We start from the raw sequence: 12006 nt of genomic DNA on the forward strand, positions 1-12006 counted from the left end.
TTTGAATCATAGCTTCTACCTTGTTTTCCTTGCTCTTTTCCTCCCACTGTAAATTCATCTACATGTACAATTTTTGATAGTGGATATTTCTGACTTCTTTCCATGGATTTACGAACTTTTTGCATAAAATACCAAGCAGTTTCTTGACGAATACTAAATCGTTTTCCCATTTGAATACTAGAAATACTTTTGCTAGTTGTACTCATTTCAAAAACCACACAAAAAGCCTTTTGTAATCCGAATTTTACTTTATGAAATAAGGTGTTTGCAGTTGCACTTTCAACATGATCACACCCATAACAATGATAATTATAGCCTGATTTTTCACAACCTTTTGTGCCACAACATTTACTACAGATAAAACCTTCAGACCATTTTATTTTGGACAAATAAGCTTTACAAGCTTCATCATTTGGCAGTTCTTTTATAAAACTCAGTATATTTTGATTTTGAAAAACATCCATATCTGTTATATTTAATGACACTAAGATACAGAAATTAAATGACTAACTCAGTAACATTTAAATGATGCCTTAAATTAGTTTCTCTTGGTTCAATTACTTAAAGTAATAAGTCTCGATTTACAATGTCCAGAGCGGTTCGTAGATGAAGTCATCTAGATATCGTCAAAATCGATAGCGATTTTAGCTGTTGTTGGGTGTGCTTGACAGGTTAAGACAAGTCCTTCTTCAATTTCAGAATCGGTTAAAATACTGTTTGAGCTCATGATAGCATGTCCTTCAGTAACTTTCCCCATACAACTACTACAAACCCCTCCTTGGCAGGAGTAAGGAGCATCTATATTGTGGCGTAAAGTAGCAGCTAAAATAGTGTCTTTTTGGTCCATCGTAAAAGTAGTTTCCTCATCGTCAACTAATACAGTGATTTCAGAAATTCCATCAGCAGAGCTCACGTCTTTTGTGTCGGAAGAAGAAACAAATAATTCGTAATTGATATTTTTTTTTAGAAACCCATCTTCCGTAAGTGTATTGCTAACTACGTTGATCATTTCTTCAGGGCCACAGATAAATACCTCGTCAAAATTCAAATGATTGAATTTTTCTCTTACGATATAACGGGTTGCTTTTTTGTCAATTCTTCCAGAGATGGTTCCTGTGTTTTTTTCTTGCGTAAAGGCGTATTTGATGTTAAACCTCGCAATAAATTTATTTGCCAAGGCATCTAGTTCACTCTTAAAGATGGTGCTTTCAGAGGTTTTATTACCATAAATTAATGTAAATGTAGATTTTGGTTCATTTTCTAAAACCGTTTTTACCATGGAAAGCACAGGTGTAATTCCACTACCAGCAACAAAGGCTAGGTAGTTTTTTAGTTGATTGCTGTTTGTGTTTAAAATAAAATGCCCTTCAGGTGGAGCTACTTCAACCGTGTCACTTGCCGATAAATGTTTACATGCATAATTAGAAAACTTTCCATTTACAATTGCTTTAACCGCTATTTTTAATTCTCCACTTTTTTCAGAAGAACAGATAGAGTAAGCTCTTTTTAGCACCTCACCATCAATAGTAGTACGAACAGTAACATACTGTCCTGCCGTAAAAGCGTAAAACTTTTTTAAATCCTCAGGAATATTAAAAAGTATAGATACAGCAGTATCTGTTTCTTTAACAATTTCTTTTATAGCTAATGTATGAAAATGAGGCATAAGTAATTTGATATATATATGCAAAAATAAGAAACTTATTAGAAGAGCTTAAAGGAATTAAGAAAAAACACCTTTAAAATTTAAATTAGCAAATGTTACTTTATCAAAACTATTTAATTATGTATCTTTAATCATGATAAAGGAAAGTAATTGATGAAACAAACAAAACAAACTTTGGAACAGATTTTAGGGATTCAACACCCTATTATTGTTGCGCCTATGTTTTTGATCTCTAATGTAGAAATGGTTATAGCAGCAATGCAAAAGAATGTGGCTGGTTGTATTCCTGCATTAAATTATAGGACCCCAGAAAAACTGAAAGAAGCGATTCAACAATTACAAAAAGCCAAAACGGATAAGGGAGCTTTTGGAATTAATATTATTGTAAATAAATCAAACCTTAAATACAAAGAGCAATTGAAAGTTTGCTGTGAAGAAGGTGTCGATTTTATTATTACTTCTTTAGGAGAGCCTAAAGAGATTATTGTAGCAGCTCATAAAAAAGGAATAAAAGTTTTTTGTGATGTTGTTAATTTAAAACATGGCTTAAAAGTTGCTAGTTTTGGTTGTGATGCTTTGATTGCTGTTAATAATATGGCAGGAGGGCATCGAGGAGACATTGGGGCAGAGGAATTAATTACTCTGCTAAATCAATATTGTGGATTGCCTGTTATATCTGCGGGAGGGATTGGTACTAAAGAAGAGTTAGAAAAAGTATTGTATTATGGAGCTATTGGAGTTTCTATCGGCAGCCCATTTATTGCTTCAAAAGAAGCTAATATTTCCAAAGAATATAAACAGGCCTGTGTAGATTATGGGGCAAAGGATATAGTCGTTACTCAGAAGATATCGGGCACGCCTTGTACAGTGATCAACACCTCTTACGTGAAAAAAACTGGGACCAAAGAGACATGGATAGAATGTTTGTTAAATAGAAACAAACGATTGAAAAAACGGATAAAATTATTGCGTTATAAAAAAGGAACAAACGATGTTCAAAATGCTGCGACTACGGCAACTTATAAAACAGTTTGGGTTGCAGGACCTTCAATTGAACACACAAAAAAAATTGAATCTGTAAAAAGTATTATAGATCGTTTTATATAAAAAGAATGTTATTTTAAATTAGAGAGTGTAATTATGAAACAAAAATTCTTACAAATAACTCGTTGATTTTTTTTGTTTCGTGTGGTGACCTCTAATCTTTACAGTGTTTTTTTAATTTTATATTTTTCTTTTTTACGCAATAAATATTTTCAGTAATATTATTTGTAATTTCACGTTATTAAACAAGTGTTCATATTAGCTGATTCATCGAAATATTCTAATAATTGTATAAAATTTCCATTTTTTCCCTTTCACTTACTACTGTTGTGCTTCTTCTATTTGGTTGTAGTACTAAAAAAAATGCACTTATCAACAGGAAGTATCATGCCATAATCACAGAATACAATATTTTGTATAATGGGAACATTGCTTTTCAAAAAGGTTTGGACGAAATTAACGAACTGTATGAAGATAATTATTGGGAAGTATTACCGATAGAACCAATAAAATTAGCTAAAGAGCAACTTGAGATTCCAGATTACAAGAAAAAGGAGAAGGAATCAAAAAATAAAGAAGGAGAGGAAGAAGAAGAAGAAGAAAATTTAACGTTTTTTGAATTAGCCGAAGAAAAAGCAGTCAAAGCAGTTCAGAAACACTCCATGAAAATTGGAGGTAAAGAGAGGAATAGTAAAATTGATAAGGCTTTTCTTTTATTAGGGAAGTCGAGATATTATACAAGTAGATTTGTTCCTGCAATAGAGGCGTTTAATTACGTAATAAAAAATTATCCTGAAGCAGACCTTATCGATCAAACGATTATATGGAAATCCAAGACCAGTATAAGAATGCGAAATGAAATTGTTGCAATTGAAGAGTTGGAACTGTATTTGGAAAATGACAAAATAGAAGAAAAAAATCTCGAAGATGCCTATATAACAATGGCACTAGCGTATAAGCAGATGGATAGTACAGAAGTGGTGATAAAACACCTTCATAAAGCTGTGGAATTAAGTGTGGATCCTGTCAAAAAATCGAGAAATTTATTTATTCTTGGTCAGTTGTATCGTCAAGAGGATAATTTAAATAATTCGCAAATAGCATTTCAAGAGATTATTGATTTTAAAAGGGCTCCCTATAAGTATAAGGTGCGTGCTGAAATTGAAAAGGTGAAAAATTTTCAATTAGGAGAAGTTCCAAAGGAAGCGATTTCACAGTTAGAAAAACTGATTGAAATTCGTGAAAACAGACCATATTTAGGTGAATTGTATTATCATTTGGCTTTATTGCAAAATCAAAGAGGAGAAAAAGAAATAGCTTTGATTAATTTCCAAAATTCAGTCCACGCAAAACAATCAAAAAAATTTCAAAAGGGACTTTCTTATGAAGCATCTGGGGATATTTATTTTCAATCCACAGATTATTTTTTAGCAAGTAGTTACTATGATAGTGTTTTACAAGTTTCAGGAGATTTAGACACAAAAAGAATTCGAAAATTAAGAAGAAAGAAACAGGGTTTAGAGTCTGTGTTGGTTTTTGAAGAGGTGATTCAAAGAAATGACAGTATTTGGAATATATTGTCGATGGATAAAAATGAACAAACTATACATTTCGAAAATTATATCGAAGAATTAAAAATAAAAGATAAAGAAGCCAAGCAGAAAGCGAAATTTTTAGAAGATCTTAGAAAATATGAAGAATTTGGTTTTGCAAGTGCTCGGACAACTGTGAACTCTTCAGGAAGTAAAGGGCAGTGGTATTTTTATAATGATCAATCAGTGAGTTTTGGGATTCAGGATTTTAAAAGGATTTGGGGCTCCAGAAAATTGGCCGATAATTGGAGATGGTCTGATAAAATAGAAATTAGGAATGAAGAAAAAGAGGATGAGACAGTTCAAGAAAAGGAAGTAGAAGAAGAGGTTCGAAAAGAATATCAGGTAGCTTATTATTTAGATCAATTGCCAACGACTTTAAGAGGAATTGATAGTGTCTCAAATTTAAGAAATAGCACTTATTACAAGTTAGGACTTATATACAAGGAGCAATTTCAAGAATATGAATTAGCAGCAACAACTTTGGAGACCTTGATAGAGATATTACCAGACGATAAATTAGTACTTGGAACCAATTACCATCTTTTTAGAATATTTGAAGCGATGGGTAATGTTGTTAAGGCAGATTATTACAGTAGTGTTGTTGTAAGGAAATTTCCTAATTCTGTCTTTGCTCAAAAAATATTAAACCCAGATAAGCTGGTCGATAATTCAAGTGATATGACCCCGGAAGGTCGTTATCGAGAGATTTATAACATGTATAAATCTGAGGACTATTTAAAAACTATTAATAATATTTCAAAAGCATTACGTACCTTTGAAGGGATGCCTATAGTTCCTAAATTGGAACTATTAAAAGCCTATGCATTAGCAAAAACGGAAGGCGAAAAAGCTTTTTGGGATGCGTTGGATTATATAGTATTGAATTACTCAAATACTGCAGAAGGTAAAAAAGCGAAAGAGCTAATGGTTAAATTGAAATAAAAGAGCCCAAATAATATGTTTAAAGAAAAAAAAATGAAAGAAAGTCCAGTTTTAGAAAGAAATGTAATAGGTAAGAAAACATCTATTGTAGGAGAGATCAATTCGGAAGGTGATTTTAGGATTGATGGTTTTCTAGAGGGCAGTATTCGTGCAGAAGGAAGGGTGATCATTGGTAAAGAAGGAAAAGTAAAAGGATTGATTGAATGTATGAATGCAGATATTGAAGGTGCCGTTTCTGGGAATATTTCTGTGAGCGACATGTTGACTTTAAAATCGACAGCCGTGATTCATGGTGATGTTATTATTGGTAAATTAACGGTTGAGCCAGGAGCATCGTTTAATGCTACTTGTGGTATGAAGGGTATGGTAAAAGAATTAAAGGAAGATGGCTCTAAGAAAATCAAAGAAAAAACAGCTTAATAAGTTTTTACGATTTACAGGAATTGGGATACAGCTAGGAGGTAGCATTTATATATTTTCTTATATAGGTAAAAAATTAGATGCATATTTTGGTTTTGAAAAAGTAATCACACTTTCTTTGGTGTTATTTGCATTTGTTGTAACGATGTATAGTATTATACAACAACTAAAAAAAATGGAAGACGAATAGTAACAATGTCAAAAAAAATAGCTCTATTTTCTGTTAGACTGATAGTTTTAATGTCAGTAATTTTCTATATTCATACCAATTTGTTGAGTTATAATGGATATTTGGCCTATGATAATATGATCATTGAAGGGTATTATGTCAATGTGATTTTGGCTATTATTATTGTTTCATTTTTGACTTTTTTAAAGAAAAAATACAACGATCAATTAGGCTTTTTATTTATGGCTGGCAGTATGTTGAAATTCGCTGTGTTTTTTGTTTTTTTTTTACCACATTTTAGGGCTGATGGTGAAATTTCTCGTTTAGAGTTTTTGTCTTTCTTTGTCCCCTATGTTTTTTGCTTGTTGCTAGAGACTTTGGGTGTTGTGAGGGTCTTAAATCCTTCAAAAAAAGAACCCTAATTATATAAAAAATATTAGGCTAAAAATAATCTTAAAATTAATTTTTAAGTTAAATATAAAAATATATCTTAGCCTCGTTTTAAGACACGTTTATTTACAGATTATGCGAAGAGATTTTTTAATCAAAAAGATTACGTTTTTATTGTTTTTAATTTCGTTTGTTTCGATGGCTCAACACCACGAAAATGAACAGGCGAAACATTCAACAGATAAAATCGAAGAAGCTAGTTCTTCATTGAAGAGTGAAATCAAAAAATTCATCAATCATCACTTATTAGACTCTCACGGTTTTGGCTTGTTTTCTTACGAAGACGAAAGTGGTAAGAAAATTCATGTTGGAGCTCCATTACCAGTTATTCTATATGATAAAGAATCTGGATTGAATGTGTTTTCTTCTTCGAAATTTAATCATGGAGAAACAGTAGCTGAAAATAATGGAAATTATTTTAAACTTTATCACGGAAAAGTGTATAAAACAGATGCAGCTGGAACAATTTCTTATGACGAAGACAAGCACGCAATAAATACAAAACCTTTCGATTTTTCAATTACAAAAAATGTCGCTTTTATCTTTTTGGTTGGTTTGTTGATGTTCTTAGTCTTTACAAAAATGGCAAAGAATTATAAAACAAATGCATTACCTAAAGGGGTGGGGCGTTTGTTAGAACCAATTATATTGTATGTAAGAGACGAGATTGCAATTCCAAATATTGGACACAAACATTATAGAAGATATATGAGTTATTTATTGACGGTATTTTTCTTTGTTTGGATTGTTAATTTACTTGGGTTAACACCTATTGGAATTAACGTAACAAATAATATTGCGGTTACTTTATCATTGTCATTATTTACTTATTTTTTGACAACATTCACGGCAAACAAAAATTATTGGAAACATATTTTTTGGATGCCTGGAGTGCCAACACCGATGAAATTTATACTAGCTCCTATCGAATTGTTAGGGACAATAATTAAACCCTTCTCATTAATGATTCGTTTGTATGCAAATATTACAGCAGGTCATATTGTATTGATGAGTATTATTGGAATGATGTTCATCTTTAAAAGTTGGATTGGTAGTCCATTGTCTTTTGGATTGGCATTTGCATTATCACTATTAGAATTATTGGTAGCAGCGCTACAAGCTTATATTTTCACTATGTTATCTGCATTGTACTTCGGTTCAGCTGTAGAAGAACATAATGAGCACTAAACTAGAATGTTTAATAATTAAAATTAATATCATGGAAGGATTAAATTACATTGGAGCAGGATTGATCGTAATCGGTGCAGGTGTTGGAATTGGAAGAATTGGTGGTTCAGCAATGGACGCTATCGCAAGACAGCCAGAAGCTTCAGGAAAGATTCAAACTGCTATGTTGATTGCAGCGGCATTAATCGAGGGAATCGGTTTCGCAGCTTTATTCGCAGCATAAGACAAAACAAAACAATAGCTACAACGGTTGGTTGTAGCTATTGTTTATCCTTAAAAAACTAATTAAAACACAAAACGCACAATGGAAAAATTATTAGAACAATTTTCATTAGGTTTATTTTTCTGGCAGTCACTATTGTTTGTAGGATTGGTTCTTTTGTTAAAGAAATTTGCATGGAAACCAATTTTAGAAGCGGTTAATGACAGAGAAGAGGGAATTAAAAAAGCATTAGAATCTGCTGAGTCAGCAAAGAAAGAAATGCAATCTTTGAATGCTGACAATGAAAGAATTTTAAAAGAAGCGAGAGCTGAAAGAGATTCTTTATTAAAAGATGCAAGAGAGATTAAAGATAAAATTATTTCCGAAGCTAAAGGAGAGGCTCAAGAACAGGCTATTGTAATTATCAATGCTGCAAAAGCTGCTATTGAAGTAGAAAAGCAGTCTGCAATTGCTGAATTAAAAACTCAAGTTGCTCATTTATCTATTGAAATTGCTGAAAAAGTAGTGATGAAAGAATTGTCTGCTAAAGAAGATCAATTAGCATTGGTTGATAAAATGCTAAAAGACGTTACTTTAAACTAATCATAATATGAAAGGAACTAGAGCAGCACTAAGATATGCAAAAGCAGTATTAAATCTAGCTAAAGAAACTCAGAATGAAACAGAGGTAAACAGCTCTATGTTGTTAATTGCTGAAACAATTTCTGAGAGTGAAGAACTTGCTCTTGTATTAGGAAGTCCAATAGTCAAAGTAGATGATAAAATCAAAGCTTTAAATGCTATATTTTCTGAAGCTGTCGATCAAATCACTTTGGGGCTTATTGGTTTACTAGGACAAAATAAAAGATTACCATTATTGGTAGTCGTTGCAAAGCAGTATTTAATTTTGTTTGACCATGACAAACTAATTGATGTTGCTAAAGTAACAACGGCTGTTCCATTAACGACAGCATTGAATACAAAAATATTGGCTAAAATAAAAGAACTTACAGGACATGATGCTACAATAGAAAATGTTGTAAATCCTGATATATTAGGTGGGTTTATTTTACGTGTTGGAGATATACAATACGACTCGAGTATTTCAAATAATTTTAACGAATTGAAAAGACAATTTGACAATCGTCATTTTGTTTCAAAAATTTAATTATACATCAAAATAATTCAAGATGGCACAAATTAAAGCAGCTGAAGTTACAGCAATCTTAAAAGAACAATTGTCAAACTTTAAAGCTTCTGCTTCATTGAGTGAAGTTGGGACGGTTTTACAAGTAGGAGATGGTATTGCACGTGTATACGGTCTAGCTAATGTACAATATGGTGAATTAGTTCAGTTTGAATCTGGATTAGAAGGTATGGTATTGAACTTAGAGGAAGATAATGTTGGAGTTATACTTTTAGGTCCATCCATTTCTGTTGTTGAAGGATCTATCGTAAAACGTACTGAGCGTATTGCATCTTTACAAGTAGGGGAAGGTATTGTTGGACGTGTTGTAGATACCTTAGGAAATCCAATCGACGGTAAAGGACCTATTGAAGGAGAAACTTTTGAAATGCCATTAGAGCGTAAAGCACCTGGAGTTATATTTAGAGAGCCTGTTACTGAACCATTGCAAACTGGTATTAAATCTATTGACGCAATGATTCCTATAGGACGTGGACAACGTGAGTTAATCATTGGTGACCGTCAAACTGGTAAATCTACGGTTGCCATAGATACTATTTTGAATCAAAAAGAATTCTACGAAGCAGGGAATCCTGTATATTGTATTTATGTGGCAATTGGACAAAAAGCATCAACTGTTGCAGGTATTGTTAACTTATTAGAAGAAAAAGGCGCATTGGCTTATACTACTGTAGTAGCTGCAAATGCTTCTGATCCTGCTCCAATGCAGGTATATGCTCCATTTGCAGGTGCAGCAATTGGAGAATATTTTAGAGATACTGGTAGACCAGCATTGATCGTTTATGATGATTTATCTAAACAAGCAGTTGCTTACCGTGAGATATCTTTATTATTAAGAAGACCACCAGGGCGTGAGGCTTATCCAGGAGATGTATTCTTCTTGCACTCTAGATTGTTAGAGCGAGCAGCAAAAGTGATCAACAACGACCCTATTGCTACTAAAATGAATGATATACCGCCGTCATTAGTTGGTAAAATTAAAGGTGGAGGTTCATTAACTGCATTGCCAATTATTGAAACTCAAGCAGGAGATGTATCAGCATATATTCCTACAAATGTGATTTCGATTACTGATGGACAAATTTTCTTAGACGGAGATTTATTCAATTCAGGTGTGCGTCCAGCAATTAACGTTGGTATTTCTGTGTCTCGTGTAGGAGGATCAGCTCAGATTAAATCTATGAAAAAAGTATCTGGAACTTTAAAATTAGATCAAGCTCAATATCGTGAGTTAGAGGCTTTCGCTAAGTTTGGTTCTGATTTAGATGCAGCTACAATGAACGTTATTTCTAAAGGACAACGTAATGTTGAAATTTTGAAACAAGCACAAAATGACCCTTATACGGTTGAAGATCAGATAGCAATTATTTATGCAGGTTCTAAAAACTTGTTAAAAAGTGTTCCTGTAAATAAAGTTAAAGAATTTGAATCTGATTTTATTTCTTACTTAAATGCTAAGCATAAAGACACCTTAGAATCATTGAAATCAGGGAAATTAGAACAAGCATCTTTAGATGTATTAGAGGCTGCTGCTGCTGAAATTTCAGCAAAATACGCATCATAAATAATATAAATGTATAAAGTACAGAGTGTTCAACTTTGTACTTATATATTAATACCATAAGATAATGGCAAACTTAAAAGAAATTAGAAACAGAATTGCATCTATTGGTTCGACGATGAAAATCACGAAGGCAATGAAGATGGTTTCTGCTGCTAAATTGAAAAAAGCACAAGACGCAATTACTGCAATGCGTCCTTACTCTAATAAGCTTACTGAATTGTTGCAAAACTTAAGCGCTACATTAGATGCTGATTCAGGTGGTGTTTATTCTGAGCAAAGATCAGTTTCTAAAGTGTTATTAGTTGTAGTTACTTCTAATAGGGGTTTGTGTGGAGCTTTTAACAACTCTATCATAAAAAAAACTCGAAAAGTTGTTGCTGAACAGTATCAAGGTAAACAAGTAGACTTATTAACTATTGGTAAAAAAGGAAATGATATTTTAAGCAAGGAGTTCACTGTGATTGATAATCAAAGTGAAGTTTTTGATGATTTGACTTTTGAAAATGTAGCTGTAATTGCTGGGAACCTCATGCTTTTATTTAAGGAAGGTGCTTACGATAAAATAGAAGTTGTTTATAATAACTTTAAAAATGCCGCTACTCAAATTGTAATGGTAGAACAGTTTTTACCGATCAAACCAGTTGCGTCTGATGTAAATGGTTCTTCAGATTATATTTTTGAGCCTCAAAAATCAGAAATTATTTCTGCGTTGATTCCAAAATCTTTAAAAACACAATTGTTTAAAGCATTACGTGATTCATTTGCTTCTGAACACGGAGCTCGTATGACTGCGATGCATAAAGCAACAGACAATGCAAATGATTTAAGAAATGATTTAAAATTAACATATAACAAAGCACGTCAAGCTGCTATTACTAATGAAATATTAGAAATTGTTGGTGGTGCTGAAGCTTTAAAAGGATAACAGTGTAAAATTAATTTTTTAAAAGCTCTTGAGGTATCTCAAAGAGCTTTTTGTTGGATTAAAACTAGGATTTTTACAAATCCAAGATACTAATGCCATTTTAACATTCAAATGACGCATTAAATTCGTTTCTACTTCTTTTATATTTCAATATAAAATAGAACCGTAACCTAGGCTAATGCTTATATTTTTTTTGAGTTAGTCATTTAGTTTCTGTGTCTTAGTGTCATTAAATATAACAGATATGGATGTTTTTCAAGGTCAAAATATACTGAGTTTTATAAAAGAACTGCCAAATGATGAAGCTTGTAAGGCTTATTTAGTCAAAATAAAATGGCAAGATGGGTTTACTTGTATAAAATGTGGACAGACCAACCTCCATTCAATAACTTAACGCAACAAATCTAAATTTATAGATTTGTAAAATGGCAGTAAAAAAACATAGACGACTTACTCGTAAAGAAAGAGTATAAATTGAGACTCTTTTAGATGAAAAAAAAATCAAAATCCTACATTGCTAAAACTCTAAATAGAGCGCGTTCAACAATTAGCAGAGCAGTTAATAAATGGGTTAAAAAAAAGACAGATAAATACGATGCAGACCTAGCACATTGGTGTGTGAAACAAGATTATT

14 protein-coding genes are annotated in these 12006 nt (G+C 32.3%); 12 read left to right on the top strand and 2 right to left on the bottom strand.

Features of this window, described 5'->3' with window-relative positions; all coding sequences use genetic code 11:
* Positions 1 to 464 (bottom strand): IS1595 family transposase (locus V5787_RS04175; protein ID WP_336892014.1); only part of this gene is annotated, 464 nt, incomplete at its 3' end.
* 152 nt (positions 465 to 616) lie between these two features.
* Complete coding sequence (locus V5787_RS04180; RefSeq protein WP_336892015.1) at positions 617 to 1666, bottom strand: ferredoxin--NADP reductase; 1050 nt, start codon at positions 1664 to 1666, stop codon at positions 617 to 619.
* A 153-nt stretch (positions 1667 to 1819) separates the two neighbouring features.
* Between V5787_RS04180 and V5787_RS04185 the strand changes: the two genes are divergently transcribed.
* From V5787_RS04185 to V5787_RS04240, 12 genes are all read left to right on the top strand, one after another.
* Positions 1820 to 2773: a nitronate monooxygenase gene (locus tag V5787_RS04185; protein WP_336892016.1), complete on the top strand. Its 954-nt coding sequence runs from the start codon at positions 1820 to 1822 to the stop codon at positions 2771 to 2773.
* Between the two features lie 266 nt (positions 2774 to 3039).
* On the top strand, positions 3040 to 5247 hold the full coding sequence (locus V5787_RS04190; protein ID WP_336892017.1) for a tetratricopeptide repeat protein: 2208 nt from the start codon (positions 3040 to 3042) through the stop codon (positions 5245 to 5247).
* 33 nt (positions 5248 to 5280) lie between these two features.
* Positions 5281 to 5667, top strand: a complete 387-nt coding sequence (locus V5787_RS04195) for a polymer-forming cytoskeletal protein (RefSeq protein WP_336892018.1) — start codon at positions 5281 to 5283, stop codon at positions 5665 to 5667.
* A complete protein-coding gene (locus V5787_RS04200; protein ID WP_336892019.1) occupies positions 5633 to 5857 on the top strand; it encodes an AtpZ/AtpI family protein in 225 nt (74 codons plus the stop codon). Before V5787_RS04195 ends, V5787_RS04200 begins: the two co-directional genes overlap by 35 nt.
* 5 nt (positions 5858 to 5862) lie before the next feature.
* Positions 5863 to 6258, top strand: coding sequence for a DUF6168 family protein (locus V5787_RS04205; RefSeq protein ID WP_336892020.1), 396 nt, complete (start codon positions 5863 to 5865; stop codon positions 6256 to 6258).
* Positions 6259 to 6361: 103 nt separating this feature from the next.
* Positions 6362 to 7474: a F0F1 ATP synthase subunit A gene (gene atpB, locus V5787_RS04210; RefSeq protein WP_336892021.1), complete on the top strand. Its 1113-nt coding sequence runs from the start codon at positions 6362 to 6364 to the stop codon at positions 7472 to 7474.
* A gap of 31 nt (positions 7475 to 7505) precedes the next feature.
* Positions 7506 to 7697: an ATP synthase F0 subunit C gene (gene atpE, locus V5787_RS04215; RefSeq protein ID WP_336892022.1), complete on the top strand. Its 192-nt coding sequence runs from the start codon at positions 7506 to 7508 to the stop codon at positions 7695 to 7697.
* 81 nt (positions 7698 to 7778) lie between these two features.
* Positions 7779 to 8279 (top strand): F0F1 ATP synthase subunit B, encoded by a 501-nt coding sequence (locus V5787_RS04220; protein WP_336892023.1) that lies wholly within the window; start codon positions 7779 to 7781, stop codon positions 8277 to 8279.
* Between the two features lie 7 nt (positions 8280 to 8286).
* Complete coding sequence (gene atpH, locus V5787_RS04225; protein ID WP_336892024.1) at positions 8287 to 8844, top strand: ATP synthase F1 subunit delta; 558 nt, start codon at positions 8287 to 8289, stop codon at positions 8842 to 8844.
* Positions 8845 to 8866: 22 nt separating this feature from the next.
* Complete coding sequence (atpA, locus tag V5787_RS04230) at positions 8867 to 10447, top strand: F0F1 ATP synthase subunit alpha (RefSeq protein WP_336892025.1); 1581 nt, start codon at positions 8867 to 8869, stop codon at positions 10445 to 10447.
* 64 nt (positions 10448 to 10511) lie between these two features.
* Positions 10512 to 11372 (top strand): ATP synthase F1 subunit gamma, encoded by an 861-nt coding sequence (gene atpG, locus V5787_RS04235; protein ID WP_336892026.1) that lies wholly within the window; start codon positions 10512 to 10514, stop codon positions 11370 to 11372.
* A gap of 244 nt (positions 11373 to 11616) precedes the next feature.
* Positions 11617 to 11766: a transposase gene (locus V5787_RS04240; RefSeq protein ID WP_336892027.1), complete on the top strand. Its 150-nt coding sequence runs from the start codon at positions 11617 to 11619 to the stop codon at positions 11764 to 11766.
* Positions 11767 to 12006: the final 240 nt, after the last annotated feature.

It is taken from the genome of Flavicella sp. (assembly GCF_037132785.1).
Classification (GTDB): Bacteria; Bacteroidota; Bacteroidia; order Flavobacteriales; family Flavobacteriaceae; genus Flavicella.